We start from the raw sequence: 18,239 nt of genomic DNA, 5'->3' as shown, positions 1-18,239 counted from the left end.
CTGGTTTGCCGAAACTCCGCTTACGCTGAGGTGGTGACTGTCGAACGGCCACCGGATCATGTGCTGGCCGCGTTCGGCCTGACCGGTGTTGAGCCCGTTGCACTCGGGCCGGGCTGGGAGGGTGGCTGGCGCTGTGGCGAAGTGGTGGTGTCGATGGTCGCCGACCACGCCCGCGCCGCGTGGTCGGCCAAGGTCCGCGAGACGTTGTTCGTCGACGGGGTTCGCCTGGCGCGTCCGGTGCGTTCGACGGACGGGCGGTATGTGGTGGCCGGGTGGCGTGCGGACACCTTTGTCGCCGGGACGCCGGAACCCCGCCACGACGAGGTGGTCTCGGCCGCGGTGCGACTCCATGAGGCGACGGCCAAACTCGAACGCCCGAGGTTTCTGACACAGCCGCCGGTCGCGCCGTGGGCTGACGTGGACGTGTTCATCGCGGCCGACCGCGCCGCCTGGGAGGAACGGCCGCTGCACTCGTTGCCGCCGGGCGCCAAGGTGTCGCCGGGGTCGGCCGACGGGCAACGCTCGATCGAGTTGCTCAATCAGCTTGCCACCCTGCGTAAGCCGACGAAGAGCCCCAGCCAGCTGGTCCACGGCGACCTCTACGGCACAGTGCTTTTCGCAGGCACCGCCGCACCCGGGATCACCGACATCATCCCGTACTGGCGGCCGGCGTCGTGGGCCGCCGGTGTCGTCGTGGTGGACGCACTGTCCTGGGGCGAGGCCGACGACGGGCTGATCGAACGCTGGAGTCCGCTTCCCGAGTGGTCGCAGATGTTGTTGCGCGCGTTGATGTTCCGTATCGCCGTGCACGCCCTTCATCCGCGGTCGACGGCCGCCGCGTTCCCCGGTCTCGCGCGGACGGCGGCTCTGGTCCGCCTGGTGCTCTAAGCGTCGCCCGCTAAGCGTCGCCCCGCCGAACGTGGGTTACCCGCACGCGCGCGGCGCTCGGAGCGTGCGTCAACCCCACACTGGACACCTTCAGAATTCGTGGCGCACGGCGCGCAGGTTCACCCGGCCGTCGTCGGCAAGCACACCCTCGGCGCGCAGTAGTTCGAGCTGTCGAGTGCTCAGGTGCGGCGCGGGGCGACCGGACGCGCGAATCACCCGATGCCACGGCAGGTCCGACGAGTCGGTGCGCATGATCCAGCCGACGATGCGCGGGCTGGAAAGCCCGGCGGCATCGGCGATATCGCCGTAGGTCGACACCCGCCCCGGCGGGATCGCGGCGACAAGCGCGCGCACGGCCTCCACCTGTTCGTCGGTGACCGGCGCCATCGCTAGGAGCCGAGCTGCTTGCGGATCAACGCCGCCGTCTCGGCGGGCTTGGCCTGCGCAACCATGTGGTCGCAGTCCCACTCCAGCAACGTGAAGTCCGCGCCGAGGCGCTGCGCCAGCGCCGTGACGATGTCGTCGGTCGCATACGGTGGTCTGGTGCGGGCCGCCCGCACGAGGGTCGTGGGAATGCCCTTGGGAGGCAACGTGACCGGGCGGGCGAGCTCGCTCCAGTACGACATCATCGCCGGGATGCTGATCCGCCAGCCGACCCGTCCGGACGGCAGATCGATCAGATGCTCGTCGAGCTCGCGATCCAGCTCGGCCGGCTCGACCTCACCCCATGAGCCGTTCGCCTTCTCGGCGCGCGCCTCGGCGCGGTCGGTGTAGTCGGGGGAGGCGAACATGTCGTCGGCGATCTGGCGCATCCAGTCGCCGTCCAGGCCGACGGCCGGGTCCAGCAGGATGATCCGCGACACCAGGTCTGGCCGGGCGGCAGCCAGATTCAGCGCCACCGCTCCGCCGAAGGAGTGGCCGACCACCACCGCGGGACCCTCGAGCAGCGCGGCCAGCGCCGCGACGTTCGAGTCGATCGACCACGGAGCCGCCCAGGAGGCACGGCCGTGCCCGATGAGGTCTGGTGCGACGACCGCGTACTCGTGCAGGTGGCGCGTGGCCAGCGTCTGCCATCGCTGCCCGTGTCCGGTCAGGCCGTGGATCGCCAACACCTGTGCGGGCCCGGCAGGCCCGTAGCGGTGAACGTGCAGGAGTTCGGTCACGGCTATCGATGCTGCCAGCCTCGGGTGACGGCCACTTGTCGGACCCCCGTGGTGTCATGCCAACATGTCCGCACCGCACACCGACCTCACGCCGAGCGCGCTCACCGGTCCCGGCACGCGCGGCGTTTTCCGTGTGGTCGGCGGGCCCGGCACCGGTAAGAGCTCGCTGCTGATCCAGACGGCGGTCGCGCACATCACCGCCGGCGTCGATCCGGAATCGGTTCTGCTGCTGACCGGTTCGGCACGCCTCGGCGCACAGGTGCGGGCGCGCATCACCTCGACGCTGTTGCAGGCCGGCACCCGCACAGTCGTGCGCGAACCGTTGGTGCGCACCGTGCACTCGTATGCGTTCGCGGTGCTGCGGCTGGCCGCTCAGCGCAACGGCGATCCGCCGCCGCGGCTGATCACCAGCGCCGAACAGGACGGGATCATCCGGGAGCTGCTCGCCGGCGACATCGAGGACGGCGACCGCGCGGCGACGGCGTGGCCGCACCATCTGCGCCCGGCGTTGAGCACCGTCGGCTTCGCCAACGAGCTGCGAGACCTGTTGGCCCGCTGCGCCGAGCGCGGGGTCGATCCCGTCGAACTGCAGCGCATCGGGCGGCGCTCGGGCAAGACGGAGTGGCTGGCGGCCGGCCAATTCGCCCAGGCCTACGAGCAGATCATGCTGTTGCGCTCGGCCGTCGGCATGGCGGCGCCGCAGGCCACCATCCCCGCACTGGGAGCGGCCGAACTGGTCGGGGCGGCGCTGGAGGCGTTGGGCACCGACGGCGAGCTGCTGGCCGCCGAACGTGGCCGCGTCAAGATCCTCCTCGTCGACGATGCGCAGCAGCTCGATCCGCAGGCGGCGCTTCTGGTCCGGGTGTTGGCCCAGGGCGCCGAAACCGCGGTGTTCGCAGGTGATCCCAATCAGGCGATCTTCGGCTACCGCGGCGCCGACCCGGCGCTGCTGCGCGGCGACGAGCCGGCGATCGTGCTGACCGAGTCGCACCGCTGCGCACCCGCGATAGCCGACGCCATCACCGACGTCGCGCGACGACTGTCCGGTGTCGACGGGGGGCGCGTGCTGACCGGGGCGGCCGGCCCAACAGGCGCACTGGCCGTGCGTATCGCCGCCTCTCCGCACGCGGAGGCGGCGATGATCACCGACGCGCTGCGACGGGCGCACCTCGTCGACGGCGTCCCGTGGTCCCAGATGGCCGTCGTCGTACGTTCGATGCCCCGCCTCGGTGCGGCGTTGGCCCGCACACTGGCCGCGGCCGGAGTCCCGGTGGACGCGCCGTCGCCGGCGACACCGCTCGGCGACCAACCCGCCGTGCAGGCGCTGCTCACCGTGCTGGCGGCAACGTCGCAGGGACTCGACGCCGAGCAGGCGGTGTCGCTTGTGACGGGACCGATCGGCCGCGTCGATCCGGTGTCGCTGCGCCAACTTCGGCGCGCGCTGCGACGCATCGACGGCTCGCAACCGCCACGAGATTTCGGCGATCTGCTGGTCGAGGCGGTGGAGCACGGGGTCGACGGATTGCCGGAGAACCTGGGCCGGCCGTTGGATCGCGTGCGTAAGGTGCTGGCGGCGGCCCGGCGCAGTGCCGAGACGGGCGCCGATCCGCGTTACACGCTGTGGCAGGCCTGGCAGCGCTGCGGGCTGCAACGACGCTGGCTGGCTGCGAGCGAACGCGGCGGTGTGTCCGGCGCGCAGGCCGACCGGGACCTCGACGCCGTCACCGCGCTCTTCGACGTCGCCGAGCAGTACGTGAACCGCACCGCGGGCGCGACGCTGCGCGGGTTGCTCGACCATGTCGCCGGTCTCGGATCGCCCGCCCGCGACGAGCGTGCCGACACCGAAGCGGTCGCCGTGCTCAGCGCGCACGCCGCGATGGGCCGCGAGTGGGAGTTCGTCGTCATCGCCGGTGTGCAGGAAGGACTGTGGCCCAACACCGTTCCGCGTGGCGGGGTGTTGGCCACCCAGCAGCTGGTCGACCTGCTCGACGGTGTCACCCAGCACGCTGCAAGCGTGTCGACGCGGGCGCCGCTGTTGGCGGAGGAACGCCGGTTGCTCATCGCCGCGATGGGGCGTGCCCGCAGCCGACTTCTGGTGACGGCAGTCGACAGCGATAACGGCGACGAGTCGCTGCTCCCGTCGGCGTTCTGCTACGAGTTGGCCGCACTATCGGACGACCGCGATTCCGACCTCACCGAGCCGGTCAGCGCACCGCGCGTACTGGCCCCCGCAGCGTTGGTCGGCCGACTGCGCGCCGTGGTGTGCGCGTCCGACGATGCGGTCGACGACACCGCAAGGGCTTGCGCGGCAACACTGCTGGCGCGCCTGGCGGCCGCCGGCGTGCCCGGTGCCGACCCGGCGCAGTGGCAGTCGATGACTCCGCTGTCCAGCGAGGACCCATTGTGGAGCGGCGACGGCCACACCGTGACATTGTCGCCGTCGACGCTGCAGATGCTCACCGACTGCCCATTGCGCTGGCTGCTGGAGCGGCACGGCGGGGCCGACGGTCGCGATGTGCGCTCGGCGGTCGGCTCGTTGGTGCACGCCCTCGTCGCCGATCCGGGGCGCACCGAGAGCCAGATGGTCAACGAGCTCGAGAAGATCTGGCCCAAGCTGCCATTCGAGTCACGTTGGTACGCCGACAACGAACTCGACAGGCACCGTGCGATGTTGGCGACGTTTGAGCAGTGGCGCGCGCAGACCCGCGGCCAGCTCACCGAGGTGGGCAGCGAGGTCGGCGTCGACGGTGTCGTGATCGAGGGTAGCGACGGTGGGCCCGACGTGCGCGTGTGCGGACGTGTCGACCGCCTCGAACGCGACAGCGAGGGCCGGCTCGTCGTGGTCGATCTCAAGACCGGCAAGAGCCCGGTGACCAAGGACGACGCGCAGAACCACGCCCAGTTGGCGATGTATCAGCTCGCGATCGCGGAAGGTCTGCTGGGACAAGGGGACTCTCCGGGTGGTGGCCGCTTGGTCTATCTCGGCAAGACCTGCGCATCGGGGCCTACCGAGCGCACACAGGACGCGCTGACACCGGAGAAGTGCACCGAGTGGCGCGACACGGTGCGCGCGGCAGCGGCGGCCACCCAGGGCCCGGAGTTCGTCGCGCGGGTCAACGACGGATGCAGCCATTGTCCCGTGCGGACGATGTGTCCCGCCCAGGCCGCGACCGGAGGGCAGCCATGACCGCGCGATACAGTCCACACGAACTCGCCGCGGCCCTCGGCCTTTTCGCGCCGACCGAGGAACAGGCCGCCGTGATCGCGGCCCCGCCCGGACCTCTGGTGGTCATCGCCGGCGCCGGGGCGGGCAAGACCGAGACCATGGCCGCGCGGGTGGTGTGGCTGGTCGCCAACGGGTACGCGCACCCCGGCGAGGTTCTCGGCCTCACCTTCACCCGCAAGGCCGCCGGCCAGCTGCTGCGCCGGGTCCGCACCCGACTGGCCCGGCTCGCGGGCGCCGGCCTTCTTGGCGAAGGTGCCATCACCGACGAGCCCCCGACCGTCAGCACGTATCACGCCTTCGCCGGTAACCTGCTGCGCGAGCACGGCCTGCTGCTGCCGGTCGAGCCCGAGACCCGACTGCTGAGCGAAACCGAACTGTGGCAGTTGGCCTTCCGCGTGGTGTGTCAGCACCCCGAACTGCACACCGAGAAGACACCGGCGGCGGTGACGTCGATGGTGCTGCGGCTCGCGGGTCAGCTCGCCGAGCACCTTGTCGACACCGATCAGTTGCGCGACACACACGTCGAGCTCGAGCGGTTGGTGCATACGCTGCCCGCCGGTCCGTATCAACGCGACCGGGGCCCCAGCCAGTGGCTTCTGCGGCTGCTGGCCACCCAAACCGAGCGCACCGAGCTGGTCCCGCTGATCGACGCCCTGCACCAGCGGATGCGGGCCGACAAGGTGATGGACTTCGGCATGCAGATGGCTTCGGCGGCCAGGCTGGCCGAAAACTTCCCGCACGTGGGTGAGCAACTGCGCCAGCGGTATCGGGTGGTATTGCTCGACGAATACCAGGACACCGGGCATGCGCAGCGGGTCGCCTTGTCGTCGTTGTTCGGCGGCGGAGCCGATGACGACCTCGCGCTGACCGCGGTCGGCGATCCCATCCAGTCGATCTACGGGTGGCGCGGGGCGTCGGCCACCAACCTGCCGCGCTTCACCACCGACTTCCCCCGTTCGGACGGCACACCGGCGCCCACCCTGGAACTGCGCACGAGCTGGCGCAACCCGCCGCGTGCGCTGTATCTGGCCAACGCGGTCTCGGCGCAGGCGCGACGGCGTTCGGTGGCGGTACGCTCACTGCTGCCCAGGCCGGACGCCGCGCTGGGCACCATCCGGTGTGCCCTGCTGAACGACGTTGCGGCCGAACGCGAGTGGCTGGCCGGCCATATCGCCGACATCTTCGAGCGGTCGCGCCAAGACGGGGTGTCGGCGCCGACGACGGCCGTGCTGGTGCGCCGAAACGCCGACGCCGCGCCGATGGCCGAAGCGCTCACCGCCCGCGGTGTGCCGGTCGAAGTCATCGGGCTGGCCGGCCTTCTCGGTGTGCCGGAGGTCGCCGACGTGGTGGCGATGTTGCGGACGATGGCCGACCCGAGCGCGGGCAGCGCGACCATGCGGGTCCTCACCGGGCCGCGCTGGCGGCTGAGCGGCGGCGACATCACCGCGTTGTGGCGGCGCGCTGTACAACTCGACGACCGAACCGAAGCCCCCGCCGGGGCCGCCGAACGCATCGCCGCGCAGGCGGCCCCCGACGCCGATACCGCGTGCCTCGCCGAAGCGGTCACCGATCCCGGTGCGTCTGCGGCGTATTCGCCGACGGGGTACGCGCGGATCGTCGCGCTGGGCCGCGAGCTGACCGCTTTACGGGCGCATCTGTCGCACCCGCTTCCCGAACTCGTCGCGGAGGTGCGCCGCGTGCTCGGCATCGACACCGAGGTACGCGCGCGCCGCCCCGTCACGGCGGGCTGGTCGGGCACCGAACATCTCGACGCGTTCGCCGATGTGGTGGCCGACTTCGCCGACCGTCCCGGCGCCGATGTCACCAGCCTGCTGGCCTACCTCGACGCCGCCGAAGAGGTGGAGAACGGTTTGGCCCCGGCCGCAGGGTCTGTCGCGGCCGACCGGGTGCAGATCATGACCATCCACGCGGCGAAGGGACTCGAATGGCAGGTGGTCGCCGTTCCGCACCTCAGCGGCCGCGTCTTTCCTTCGACCGGTACCGCCCGCACGTGGTTGACCGACGCCGGCGACCTCCCTCCGCTGCTGCGCGGCGACCGGGCCACGCTCTCCGAGCACGGCGTCCCGGTGCTCGACACCACTGACGTCAACGACCGCAAACGACTGTCCGACGTCATCGGCGAGCACAAGAGAAGCCTCGAACAGCGCCGCATCGACGAGGAACGCCGCTTGCTCTATGTGGCGCTCACCCGCGCCGAGGACACCCTGTTCTTCTCGGGCCACCACTGGGGAGCGTCGGAAAGCAAGGCCCGCGGCCCGTCGGAGTTCCTCTGCGAGCTCAAAGACATCATCGACAAGTCCGCCGACGAGGGCGAGCCCTGCGGTGTGATCGAACATTGGGCGCCGGCGCCATCCGATGGTGAACCGAACCCGTTGCGGGACAAGGTGGTCGAAGCCGTCTGGCCCGTAGATCCTGCGGGTGCGCGCCGCGCCGACGTGGCGCGCGGGGCGACGCTTGTGGCCGAGGCGATGTCGAACGCCCACGATGACAGACCCATCGACTCCGGGGAAGGGTGGGAGGCCGACGTCGACGCGCTCATCGCCGAACGCACCCGGATCGTCGAACCGTCGGCGCCTCCGCTTCCTCTACAGGTGTCGGTCAGCACCATGGTGGAGCTCGGCAAGAACCCCGAAGCCGTCTCGCAGCGGCTGCGCCGTAGGCTGCCGACGCGTCCGGATCCACATGCGTTGCTGGGCACGGCGTTTCACGACTGGGTGCAGCGCTTTTACCACGCCGAGCGCCTGTTCGATCTCGACGATCTGCCGGGTGCGGTCGATCATGACGACGCTGTGGCCGAGGAACTCGCCGAGTTGCAGGCGGCGTTCGCGGTGTCGCCGTGGGCGGCTCGCACCCCGGTCGACGTCGAGGTGCCGTTCGACATGGTGATCGGCGGCCGGGTGGTCCGGGGACGCATCGACGCCGTGTTCGCCGACGACGACGGCGGAGCCACCGTGGTGGACTGGAAGACGGGCGAGCCGCCGAGCACCGCGGAAGCCCTACAGCACAACGCCATTCAGCTCGCGGTGTACCGGGTGGCGTGGGCTGCGTTGCACGGATGTCCGGTCGAGTCGGTGCGGGCGGCGTTCCACTATGTGCGCAGCGGTGTCACCGTCACCCCCGAGACGCTGCCCGGCGTCGACGAACTCGCCGGCCTGCTGGAAGCGGCCTGAAAGGCCTAGGAGGCTTACGACTCGCGGTAGACCTTCACGGCCTGGACGATCATCGGAATCTGCAGCGGCAGGCGCGCGATCGCGACCAACCGCATCGGCAGCGGCTTGTCCCACCACAACCGGACCATGTTGACGTTGCCCGGGAACACCGCGACGAACAGCGCTACCGCGGCCAACGCACCGAAGCGTCGCGTCTTCGGCGCCAGCAGAAGGCCCGCCACCCCGAGCTCGGCGACGCCCGAGGCGTACGTGTAGAACCGCGGACTGCCGGGCAGCTCGGCGGGGATGATGTCGTCGAACGGCTTGGGCGCGACGAAGTGCAACGTCCCGATACCCAGCAGGCCGGCCGCCATCCGGTAGGCGCGCGACGGGCTGGCCATTTGCTGCAGTTCGGGCGGGGGAGAGGTCATGATTACATTGTGGCGTGCACACCCCTGCGGGACCGGTAACGGGTCCTCGTGGCCAAAGGTAGGTTGCGGCGCCGGCTCGCCGCCATCGAGCAGGACCTGACTACACAGCCCGACTCGCGGCTCGTCGACATCCTGCGGATCCCCGAACCGTTCATCAGCCCGACCCAGCGGATCATCCGCCGCGTCATCTACGCGACGCTGGCGCTGGCCGCCGCCGTGCTCATCGTGTATTTCGACCGCGACGGCTACCGCGACGTCCAGGACAACCAGCTGTCGTTCCTGGACTGCCTGTACTACGCGACGGTCTCGCTGTCGACGACCGGCTACGGCGACATCACCCCGTTCACCCCCGAAGCCCGGTTGATCAACGTCCTGGTGATCACCCCGCTGCGCGTCGCCTTCCTGATCGTGCTCATCGGCACCACCGTCGAGACGCTGACCAGCCAATCGCGCGCGGCATTGAAGATCCAGCGATGGAGGAGCAGAGTGCGCAACCACACCGTCGTCATCGGCTACGGCACCAAGGGCAGAACGGCGGTCGCCGCGATGGTCGGCGACGAGGTCGCGCCCGCCGACATCGTCGTCGTCGACGAGAACGCCGGCGCTCTCGAACGCGCCCGCAGCGCCGGGTTGGTCACCGTCCACGGCGACGCGACCAAGGCCGACATCCTGCGCCTCGCCAGCGCCCAGCACGCGAAATCGATCATCGTCGCCACCGACGACGACGCCAGCGCGGTGCTGGTCACTCTGACCGCGCGCGAACTGGCGCCCAACGCCAAGATCATCGCCGCGGCCCGCGAGTCCGACAACCAACACCTGCTGCGGCAGTCGGGCGCCGACTCGACCGTGGTGTCGTCGGAAACGGCGGGCCGACTGCTCGGCATCGCCACCCAGACCCCCAGCGTCGTGCAGATCATGGAAGACCTGCTGACACCGGACGCCGGCTTCGCGATCGCCGAACGGGAGGTGACGCCCAAGGAGGTGGGCGGATCCCCGCGGCACCTGCACGACATCGTCCTCGGCGTGGTCCGCGGAGGGGAGTTGCTGCGCGTCGACTCACCGGAGGTGGACACCGTCGAGTCCGGCGATCGGCTGCTCTACATCCGCAATGCCGACGCCGAGTGACAGCCGAAAGATGACGCCGTTTCGCCTGCGCAACGTACCGCTGCTCTCCCGCGTGGGTGCCGACCGCGCCGACACCCTGCGCACCGACGTCGACGCCGCACTGGCCGGATGGCCTGACGCGCTGGTGCTGCGCGTCGATCGCCGCAACCAGGTCTTGATCGCCGACGGCAGCGTCGTCCTCGGCCGCGCCGCCAAACTGGGCGATCGGCCGCCGGAGAACGCGGTCTTCCTCGGCCGACTCAACGATGGCAGGCATGTGTGGGGGATCCGCGGTGCGCTCGAGGGACCGGAGGACCCGCACACCAACACCGAGGTGCTCGACCTGCGTCGGGCCGGGCAGGTGTTCGACGACGTAAGCGCGCAACTCGTCGCCACCGCAACGGCGTTGCTCAACTGGCATGACGTCGCGCGGTTCAGCCCCGTGGACGGTGCGCCGACCAAGCCCATCAGGGCCGGGTGGGCGCGGGTCAACCCGCTCAACGGCCGCGAGGAGTATCCCCGCATCGACCCTGCGGTCATCTGCCTGGTGCACGACGGACACGACCGCGCGGTGCTGGCCCGCCAGGCGGTGTGGCCGGAGCGGCTGTTCTCGATCCTGGCCGGCTTCGTCGAGGCCGGTGAGTCGTTCGAGACCTGCGTCGCCCGCGAGATCTTCGAAGAGATCGGCCTGACGGTCACCGACGTGACCTACCTGGGCAGCCAGCCGTGGCCGTTTCCGCGGTCGCTGATGGTCGGGTTCCACGCCATCGGCGACCCCGAGCAGGAGATGGCGTTCAACGACGGCGAGATCGGCGAGGCCGGCTGGTTCACCCGGGCCGAGATCCGCGAGGCCCTCGACCACGGAGACTGGAGCAGCAACTCGCCGTCACGGCTACTGCTGCCCGGGTCGATCTCGATCGCGCGGGAGATCATCGAGTCCTGGGCCGCGCTCGACTGATTGCTCAGCCGCCGAGCTTCGCCTTGACCTCGCGTGCGGTCGGGTTCGTCAAGGTCGAACCGTCGGGCAGCTTCAGCGTCGGAACGGTCTGGTTGCCGCCGTTGGCGTTGGCGACGAACTCCGCAGCCGCGGGGTCCTTCTCGATGTCGACCTCGGTGAACGCGATGCCCTCGGCCTGCAGCGCCTTCTTCAGACGCACGCAGTAGCCACACCAGGTGGTGGTGTACATGATCACGGGAGTCTGTGCTGCGCTCATAAGGCGTTCAACGTATCCGATGAACCGAACATGCCCGACGGCGTACCGGTCATTTGTCACCGCCCCCTGCCAAGATGGACCGCATGTCGGTAGAGGTCGCTTCGGTGGGTAGCCGCCCGGACACCGTCGACGACCTCGACGACGAGCAGCGCGAGGCGGTGCTCGCCCCACGCGGTCCGGTGTGCGTGCTCGCCGGCGCGGGCACCGGTAAGACCCGCACGATCACCCGGCGCATCGCCCACCTGGTCGCGGCGGGCCACGTCGCTCCCGGGCAGGTCCTCGCGGTCACCTTCACCCAGCGCGCGGCCGGTGAGATGCGGGCCCGGTTGCGTGCGCTCGACGCGGCCTTCGGCGGTGTCGGCACCGGTTCGGTGCAGGCGATGACGTTTCACGCCGCCGCGCGCCGCCAGCTGTCGTACTTCTGGCCCCGCGTCGTCGGCAACACCACCTGGGAGCTTCTCGACACCAAATTCGCGGTGGTGGCCCAAGCCGCCAACCGGGCCCGGCTGTCGACCAGCACCGACGACGTGCGCGACCTCGCCGGCGAGATCGAGTGGGCCAAGGCGTCGCTGATCAGTCCCGAGGACTATCCGGAGGCGGTCGCACAGGTCGGCCGCGACATCCCGTTCGACGCGGCGAAGGTGGCCGCCGTCTACACCGGCTACGAGGCGCTCAAGGCCCGCAGCGACGGGACCACCCTGCTCGACTTCGACGACCTGCTGCTGCACACCGCCGCGGCAATCGAGAACGACGCCGCGGTGGGCCAGGAGTTCCGCGATCGTTACCGCTGCTTCGTCGTCGACGAATACCAGGACGTGACGCCCCTGCAGCAGCGGGTGCTTGACGCCTGGCTCGGCGAGCGCGACGACCTCACCGTCGTCGGCGACGCCAACCAGACCATCTACTCCTTCACCGGCGCCACCCCCCGCTACCTCCTCGACTTCTCCCGGCGCTTCCCCGACGCGGCGGTGGTCCGCCTGGAACGCGACTACCGCTCGACCCCGCAGGTGGTGTCGCTGGCCAACCGGGTCATCGCGGGTGCGCGCGGCCGGATGGCGGGCAGCAAGCTGCACCTGGTCGGGCAGCGCGATCCCGGCCCCGCGCCCAGGTTCGCCGAATATCCCGACGAGGTCGCCGAGGCCAAGGCGGTGGCCAAGAACATCAAACGGCTTCTCGAATCCGGCACCGAACCGGCCGAGATCGCGGTGCTCTACCGCATCAACGCCCAGTCGGAGGTCTACGAGGAGGCGCTCACCGAAGCCGGCGTCCCGTTCCTGGTGCGCGGCGGTGAAGGGTTCTTCAGCCGTCAGGAGATCCGCCAGTCGCTGGTGGCGTTGCAGCGCGCGGCCGAACGCGACCTCGACGGACCCCTACCCGAGGTCGTGCGGACGGTGCTCGAACCGCTCGGGCTCACCGTCGAGCCGCCGCCGGGCACCAAGGCGAGGGAACGATGGGAAGCGCTGACATCGCTGGCCGAACTCGTCGACGAGGAAGTTGCGCTGCGTCCCACCCTCGACCTGCGCGCACTGCTCGCCGAACTGCGCCAGCGCGCCGACGCGCGCCATTCTCCGGTCGTGCAGGGCGTCACGCTCGCCTCGCTGCACGCGGCGAAGGGCTTGGAGTGGGATGCGGTGTTCCTGGTCGGCCTCGCCGACGGCACGCTGCCCATCTCCCACGCCCTCGCACACGGTCCCGACAGCGAGGCGGTCGAAGAGGAACGCCGGCTGCTCTACGTCGGAATCACCAGGGCCCGTGTGCATTTGGCGCTCAGCTGGGCGCTCGCCCGGGCTCCCGGCGGACGGCAGAGCCGCAAACCGTCGCGGTTCCTCAACGGCATCGCGCCGCAGTCGTCGAACACCAGCGATACGCCGACCAAACCCCGACGTGCGCGCGGCGCCACCCCCCGCTGTCGGGTGTGCAACAGCGTGTTGACCGCACCGGCCGCGATCATGTTGCGCCGCTGCGAAACCTGCCCGTCCGACATCGACGAGCAGCTGCTCAGCGACCTCAAGGACTGGAGATTGCGCACCTCCAAGGAGATGAGCGTGCCGGCGTATGTGGTGTTCACCGACAACACACTGATCGCGATCGCCGAGACGCTGCCCACCGACGACGCCGCGCTGGTTGCGATCCCGGGCATCGGGGCACGCAAGCTCGAGCAGTACGGCTCCGACGTGCTCGCCCTCGTCAAGAGCCGGACCCGGTAGGCGGGGCGAGGACAGGCCGGCGACACACACGGCCAAACGTCGTAAAGATCGCGCCAAACCCGCTGGTCAAAAAATCAATTGTCAGCCGCCGCTGTTACGCTTAGCCTCAACATCACACCGCTTGGGTGTCTTTTTGTGCGAAAGGAGGGACCGACATCATGGGTAGCAACTACGCGATCACCGGCGTAGCCGTTGCTGGCATGACGCGGACCCTCCATGTCGCCGCCGCTGCGGCGCATCCCGCGTTCGCCGCCGGTGCCGCCGCTGCCATCACCCCGCAGCGCAAGCGCCGCGCCGCCGCCGCGACTGTGTCGTCCGTCGATCGGGGCACCACCTAGGTAAGCCCACGATTTCGCCGAAAAGGCCACGGACCCGCAGTCGGATCCGTGGCCTTGGTCTTTTGGACACGACGTCAAAGCCCTGGTTCCCGGATCCAGCAAGGAAAAGATTCGAAACCCACGACCAGGGAAGGACTGGACATGTCACTCGGGACATGCCGAGAGAAGACGAAGCTGGCGGTGCCGTGTCACAGGGGCGATCCCGATATGTGGTTCGCCGAGAATCCCGTCGAACTCGAACGCGCCAAGGCGCTGTGCGCAGGGTGCCCGATCCGGCGTGAGTGCCTAGCCGCAGCGCTGGAACGGCAAGAGCCGTGGGGTGTTTGGGGCGGCGAGATCCTCGAACGGGGCACCGTCATCGCGCGCAAGCGCCCACGTGGCCGGCCGCGCAAGAACGGCGTCGGGAACCCGGCAGCCGCATAGCCGCACACGGGGCGGCCTGCGCGCGCTCGATTGTGAATCTGGCGACGCTCAACCCACGAAATGCGTCGTCAGATTCACGATCCGTACCGAGGGCGGGCTGTTCGCATCCGACGCGCACGGGGGCGCGGGGCGTCAGGCGGCTTCGTCGGCGAAACCCGGAATCAGTTCGGTGGCAAGCCTTCTGGCCGGAACGTGCGCATCGAGCTGGCAGGCGATCGCGACGTTGGACGCTATCACCCGCATCGGAATCGCGAGCTTGGCCGGGATGTCCATCTGCCGGGCGGCTTTGATCTGGCCTGCGGCGCGCTCGGGACGCATGTTGGCGGTCGTGATCCGCTGCAGCCACTTGCGGTTGTAGTGGAAGACCTCGACCTCGAGCGGTTCGACGTACTGGCGCATCATGTCGTCCATCTCGCGCTTGGACACCTGCTCACCCTTCTGGATGAAGCCGATGTTCTGCATCGTGGTGAGCAGGTTGTCGTAGTCGTCGTTGAGCGCATAACGCGTCGCCAAACCGATCTCGATCGGAATACCGCCGGGCATCGGGGCCACCGCGCCGAAGTCGATGACGCCCATCTTCTCGTCGGGCAACAGCATGAAGTTGCCGGGATGGGTGTCCCCGTGCATCATCTCGAGCCGGCGAGGTGCGTCGTAGGTCAGCTCGAAAAGCCTGGTGCCCATCAGGTCTCGTTGTTCTTGGGTGCCCTCGCGGATGATCACCGACATCGGCACGCCCTCGATCCACTCCTGGATCACGACCTTGGGCGCGCTGGCCACGATGCGGGGAACCACGAAGCGCGGGTGGCCTTCGTAAGCCCTGGCGAACGCGCGCTGGTTGTCGGCCTCCAGCCGGTAGTCGAGCTCCATCTCGGTGCGCTCGATGAGTTCTTTGACCACACTGTCGACGTCGGCGCCCGGGGACAGTTGCTTGAGCACGCCCACCATGCGCTGCATCGTTTTCAGGTCGGCCCGCAGCGCCTCGTCGGCGCCGGGGTACTGGATCTTGACCGCGACCTCGCGGCCGTCCGACCACACCGCCTTGTGGACCTGGCCGATGCTGGCCGACGCCACTGGCTGGTCATCGAACGACGCGAACCGCTCCCGCCACTTGGTGCCCAGTTGCGCGTTGAGCACCCGGTGCACCTTGGCGGCGGGCAGCGGCGGGGCTTCGCGCTGCAGCTTGGTCAGCGCCTCGCGGTACGGCTTGCCGTACTGCTCGGGGATCGCGGCCTCCATCACCGACAGCGCCTGACCCACCTTCATCGCCCCGCCCTTGAGCTCGCCGAGCACGGTGAAAAGCTGCTGAGCCGCCTTGTCCATCAGTTCGGCGTTGACCTCGTCTTTCGACCGTCCGGTCAATCGTTTGCCGAAGCCCAAGGCGGCCCGTCCGGCCATACCGACGGGCAAGCTCGCCAGCTTGGCGTTGCGCGCGGCCCGGCCCCGCTTGATCTCACTCACCAGACCATCATCCATGACGCGGTTGCCCGCAGCGCAACGACTTGCCAACGGCCGATGTCAACATGCGCAGCGGGGATGGCGCGACCACCGCCGTGCCACCACCGAACCCACGTTGACGTCGAACTCCAACGTGGTGTCCAGCGTCGGCGGCGGTTCGGGGGAGTCGTCGACGTCGACGCCGCCATGCACCGCGGCAAGGACCCGGTCGACCTGGTTGAGCGCCAGCGCCGCGGTGGCCAGCAGCGTGGCCCGGTCGGCGCTGCCGACGGTATGGCGCAGCTGCGCCGCGACGGCAGGCCACGCCGCGTCCCGGTCGCTGCGATGCAGGTCCGCGCAGGCCAAACAACTCGTCACACCCGGAAGAACCAGCGGCCCGACCAGTCCGACACCGTCGCGCACACGCACCGGCAGGTGGGCGACTCCGACCGCATGCAGTTCGCGCACCATACGCGGATCGGCCACCAGGTAGTCGGTGAGAACCACGAGATCGGTCGGCTCCGACGGCGCACCGGTGTCGGTACGGGTGCTGAGGCTCAGGCGCGCACCCGAACAACGCAGCGCCGCGGCGAGCAGATCCGACAACGGCCCGCGCCCGTGAATGCGGACCGCGGCCGAACGGCCACGCCGGCAGGCGGCCACGGTGACGACACCGGCGTCGACCAACGATTTCAGCAGGTTCTCGACGACCGCGCCGTCGGGGGCGAGCGCCGCAAGGTCGGCCACCCGTGCACCGGACTGCAGGCGACGCAGCATGTCGGCCAGCGTCGTCGTGGCCAGTCCCGCCGGCGGACGGATCACGACGGCGCGCCGCGGATCCCAGCCCACCTGCACGGCACCGTCGGGCCGCATCAGCACCGGCGTCGCGGCGCTCAACGCATAGCGCGTCATCGATCGAGCGTGCCACGCCCCGGCCCGGTCACCGCCGGTTATCCACAGGCGCGATTGGGTGCGCGTGGTGGCGCTGGGCGCGACGGACTACACCCGAACCGAGCTAGCGGTCTTCGTCCTTGCCGTTCTCAGGTTTTTGGATGTCTTTCTCGAGATCGGCGATCGCCTCCTCGATGGCGCTGTCCATCCCGCTGGTGTCGCCGCCGATCATCCGGTCGATGAACCCGGCCGGTTCGTCGAGATCCTTTGCGCTGGGCAGCAGGTCGGGGTGCTGCCACACCGCGTCGCGGCGGTCGGAGCCGACGGCCTCGGTCAACCGCTCCCACAACGCGGCGGCCTCGCGCATCTTGCGCGGACGCAACTCCAGGCCGACCAGGGTCGCGAACGTCTGCTCGGCGGGCCCGCCGGTGCCGCGGCGCCTGCGCAGCATCTCCGCGAGCGCCGATGTGCCGGGGATGCGGTCGCCGAGCGCGTCGGAGACGACGGTCTGCACCCAACCCTCGATCAGCGCGAGCAGCGTTTCCAGCCGCTCGAGCGCCGCGGTCTGCTCCGGCGTCGCCTTCGGTTCGAAGATGCCCTGGTTGAGCAGCTGTTCCATCTGAGCCGGGTCGGTCAGCGCGGCAGGGTTGAGGCCGGACGCCAGTTCCTCGATGCCGCTCATGTCGATCTTCATCCCCCGGGCGAACGCCTCGACCGCGTTGAGCAGCTGGCTGGCCAGCCACGGCACATGGCTGAACAGGCGGTGGTGTGCGGCCTCGCGGGCGGCCAGGAACGTCAGGATCTCGCTACGCGGCTGCTCGAGACCCTCCGACAGCGACTCGACCGCATCGGGCATCAGCGCGGCCACGCCCTTGGGGCCCAAGGGCAGCCCGATGTCGGTGGAGGTCAACACTTCTCGCGACAGCTTGCCCAGCGCCTGACCTAGCTGTGAGCCGAACGCCATGCCGCCCATCTGCGTCATCATCGACAGCAGCGGACCAGCCATGGTGCGCGCCTCGTCGGGAAGCGCCGACACCCACACCGTGGAGATCTGTTCGGCGACCGGGTCGCACAGCCGCTTCCACCTGTCGAGGGTGTTGTCGATCCAGTCCGTCGGCGTCCAGGCCACCGATTTGCTGGTGCCCGCGGGAAGTGCTGTCACGCCGTCGAGCCAGGTCTCGGCCAGGTGCACGGCGTCGACGATCGCCGCGGAGGTCTTCTCTGGAATTGGCGCGACGAAACCGATCTGGCTCGACGCCAACTGGCGGGCCAGGTCGTAGTTCACCGGTCCCGATTGTTTGCCGCCGGCCATCGCGCTGCCGGCGCCGCTGAACATCTCGCCGAGCTTGCTGAAGATCTGCCCCAGCTGGGACATGTCGAATTCGGATCCGCCTTGAAACCCCATGCCGAACGGGTCGCCGGGCCCCCCGGATCCGGAGTCGGGATCCTTCTTGCGCTTGTCGCGCTCGGAGTCGTCGTCGCCGGCGGAGAAGCCGAAAGGCACGTCAGCCATGCCCCCAACGGTACTCACCAGGGCGGGGCCTTGTGGGTGGGCGCCTCACGCTGACAGCGAACCCGCCCCGGACCGCCCGTTTCCGGGTTGCGGCGGGATGACAGGCCCGCGACGGACGTCGTGGGCACGGTCGCGTGTAGCGCAACCTTTAGATTGGGCGTCAGTGTGAAGGTGAGGTGCCGCGTAGTGCGGTGGTTGAATCCTTTTCACCTGGTGTCTGGCTCTTAGATTGGCTGC

Annotated in this window: 15 protein-coding genes; 8 read left to right on the top strand and 7 right to left on the bottom strand. The window is 69.6% G+C overall.

What is annotated here, in order from left to right:
• Positions 1-33 precede the first annotated feature (33 nt).
• Positions 34-888 carry a TIGR02569 family protein gene (locus tag A5790_RS21155; RefSeq protein ID WP_066849755.1) on the top strand — a complete coding sequence of 285 codons (855 nt, stop codon included), beginning with the start codon at positions 34-36 and terminating at the stop codon, positions 886-888.
• A 90-nt stretch (positions 889-978) separates the two neighbouring features.
• On the opposite strand, the gene A5790_RS21150 is transcribed toward A5790_RS21155, so the two are convergent.
• Positions 979-1,275, bottom strand: coding sequence for an MGMT family protein (locus tag A5790_RS21150; RefSeq protein WP_066848866.1), 297 nt, complete (start codon positions 1,273-1,275; stop codon positions 979-981).
• A gap of 2 nt (positions 1,276-1,277) precedes the next feature.
• Positions 1,278-2,051 (bottom strand): alpha/beta fold hydrolase, encoded by a 774-nt coding sequence (locus A5790_RS21145; protein WP_066848864.1) that lies wholly within the window; start codon positions 2,049-2,051, stop codon positions 1,278-1,280.
• 64 nt (positions 2,052-2,115) lie between these two features.
• On the opposite strand from A5790_RS21145, the gene A5790_RS21140 reads away from it, so the two are divergent.
• Positions 2,116-5,238 (top strand): ATP-dependent DNA helicase, encoded by a 3,123-nt coding sequence (locus A5790_RS21140; protein ID WP_066848862.1) that lies wholly within the window; start codon positions 2,116-2,118, stop codon positions 5,236-5,238.
• Positions 5,235-8,468, top strand: a complete 3,234-nt coding sequence (locus A5790_RS21135) for an ATP-dependent DNA helicase (RefSeq protein ID WP_066848860.1) — start codon at positions 5,235-5,237, stop codon at positions 8,466-8,468. The genes A5790_RS21140 and A5790_RS21135 overlap by 4 nt, the downstream gene beginning before the upstream one ends.
• A gap of 14 nt (positions 8,469-8,482) precedes the next feature.
• Here A5790_RS21135 and A5790_RS21130 read toward each other — a convergent pair whose 3' ends face one another.
• Positions 8,483-8,878 (bottom strand): hypothetical protein, encoded by a 396-nt coding sequence (locus tag A5790_RS21130; RefSeq protein WP_064394341.1) that lies wholly within the window; start codon positions 8,876-8,878, stop codon positions 8,483-8,485.
• 48 nt (positions 8,879-8,926) lie between these two features.
• Between A5790_RS21130 and A5790_RS21125 the strand changes: the two genes are divergently transcribed.
• Together A5790_RS21125 and nudC are read left to right on the top strand one after the other, a co-directional pair.
• Positions 8,927-10,003: a TrkA family potassium uptake protein gene (locus tag A5790_RS21125; RefSeq protein ID WP_066848857.1), complete on the top strand. Its 1,077-nt coding sequence runs from the start codon at positions 8,927-8,929 to the stop codon at positions 10,001-10,003.
• A gap of 10 nt (positions 10,004-10,013) precedes the next feature.
• Positions 10,014-10,940 (top strand): NAD(+) diphosphatase, encoded by a 927-nt coding sequence (nudC, locus tag A5790_RS21120; protein WP_066849754.1) that lies wholly within the window; start codon positions 10,014-10,016, stop codon positions 10,938-10,940.
• 4 nt (positions 10,941-10,944) lie between these two features.
• Here the strand turns inward: nudC and A5790_RS21115 are convergent, their stop codons facing one another.
• On the bottom strand, positions 10,945-11,196 hold the full coding sequence (locus A5790_RS21115) for a mycoredoxin (RefSeq protein ID WP_064394343.1): 252 nt from the start codon (positions 11,194-11,196) through the stop codon (positions 10,945-10,947).
• Between the two features lie 83 nt (positions 11,197-11,279).
• Between A5790_RS21115 and A5790_RS21110 the strand changes: the two genes are divergently transcribed.
• From A5790_RS21110 to A5790_RS21100, 3 genes are all read left to right on the top strand, one after another.
• Positions 11,280-13,403: an ATP-dependent DNA helicase UvrD2 gene (locus A5790_RS21110; protein WP_066849751.1), complete on the top strand. Its 2,124-nt coding sequence runs from the start codon at positions 11,280-11,282 to the stop codon at positions 13,401-13,403.
• A gap of 158 nt (positions 13,404-13,561) precedes the next feature.
• Complete coding sequence (locus tag A5790_RS21105; RefSeq protein WP_066848854.1) at positions 13,562-13,741, top strand: hypothetical protein; 180 nt, start codon at positions 13,562-13,564, stop codon at positions 13,739-13,741.
• Between the two features lie 141 nt (positions 13,742-13,882).
• Positions 13,883-14,164 carry a WhiB family transcriptional regulator gene (locus tag A5790_RS21100; RefSeq protein ID WP_066848851.1) on the top strand — a complete coding sequence of 94 codons (282 nt, stop codon included), beginning with the start codon at positions 13,883-13,885 and terminating at the stop codon, positions 14,162-14,164.
• 132 nt (positions 14,165-14,296) lie between these two features.
• Here the strand turns inward: A5790_RS21100 and A5790_RS21095 are convergent, their stop codons facing one another.
• The 3 genes from A5790_RS21095 to A5790_RS21085 form a co-directional block, all read right to left on the bottom strand.
• Complete coding sequence (locus A5790_RS21095; RefSeq protein ID WP_066848848.1) at positions 14,297-15,637, bottom strand: AarF/ABC1/UbiB kinase family protein; 1,341 nt, start codon at positions 15,635-15,637, stop codon at positions 14,297-14,299.
• A gap of 42 nt (positions 15,638-15,679) precedes the next feature.
• Complete coding sequence (locus A5790_RS21090; protein WP_066848840.1) at positions 15,680-16,510, bottom strand: cyclodehydratase; 831 nt, start codon at positions 16,508-16,510, stop codon at positions 15,680-15,682.
• 103 nt (positions 16,511-16,613) lie between these two features.
• Positions 16,614-18,002: a zinc-dependent metalloprotease gene (locus tag A5790_RS21085; protein ID WP_066848837.1), complete on the bottom strand. Its 1,389-nt coding sequence runs from the start codon at positions 18,000-18,002 to the stop codon at positions 16,614-16,616.
• Between the last annotated feature and the right edge of the window lie 237 nt (positions 18,003-18,239).

This window comes from Mycobacterium sp. 852002-51152_SCH6134967, assembly GCF_001667105.1.
Lineage (GTDB): Bacteria > Actinomycetota > Actinomycetes > Mycobacteriales > Mycobacteriaceae > Mycobacterium > Mycobacterium neumannii_A.
Note: the sequence above shows the minus strand (reverse complement) of the source record. Positions and strands in the feature narration are given on the sequence as shown.

Excerpts from the sequence above, each read along its gene's own strand:
- A5790_RS21150 (WP_066848866.1), bottom strand. The coding sequence starts at position 1,275 with ATGGCGCCGGTCACCGACGAACAGGTGGAGGCCGTGCGCGCGCTTGTC.
- A5790_RS21140 (WP_066848862.1), top strand. The coding sequence starts at position 2,116 with ATGTCCGCACCGCACACCGACCTCACGCCGAGCGCGCTCACCGGTCCC.
- A5790_RS21135 (WP_066848860.1), top strand. The coding sequence starts at position 5,235 with ATGACCGCGCGATACAGTCCACACGAACTCGCCGCGGCCCTCGGCCTT.
- A5790_RS21130 (WP_064394341.1), bottom strand. The coding sequence starts at position 8,878 with ATGACCTCTCCCCCGCCCGAACTGCAGCAAATGGCCAGCCCGTCGCGC.
- nudC (WP_066849754.1), top strand. The coding sequence starts at position 10,014 with ATGACGCCGTTTCGCCTGCGCAACGTACCGCTGCTCTCCCGCGTGGGT.
- A5790_RS21115 (WP_064394343.1), bottom strand. The coding sequence starts at position 11,196 with ATGAGCGCAGCACAGACTCCCGTGATCATGTACACCACCACCTGGTGT.
- A5790_RS21110 (WP_066849751.1), top strand. The coding sequence starts at position 11,280 with ATGTCGGTAGAGGTCGCTTCGGTGGGTAGCCGCCCGGACACCGTCGAC.
- A5790_RS21105 (WP_066848854.1), top strand. The coding sequence starts at position 13,562 with ATGGGTAGCAACTACGCGATCACCGGCGTAGCCGTTGCTGGCATGACG.
- A5790_RS21100 (WP_066848851.1), top strand. The coding sequence starts at position 13,883 with ATGTCACTCGGGACATGCCGAGAGAAGACGAAGCTGGCGGTGCCGTGT.
- A5790_RS21095 (WP_066848848.1), bottom strand. The coding sequence starts at position 15,637 with ATGGATGATGGTCTGGTGAGTGAGATCAAGCGGGGCCGGGCCGCGCGC.
- A5790_RS21090 (WP_066848840.1), bottom strand. The coding sequence starts at position 16,510 with ATGACGCGCTATGCGTTGAGCGCCGCGACGCCGGTGCTGATGCGGCCC.
- A5790_RS21085 (WP_066848837.1), bottom strand. The coding sequence starts at position 18,002 with ATGGCTGACGTGCCTTTCGGCTTCTCCGCCGGCGACGACGACTCCGAG.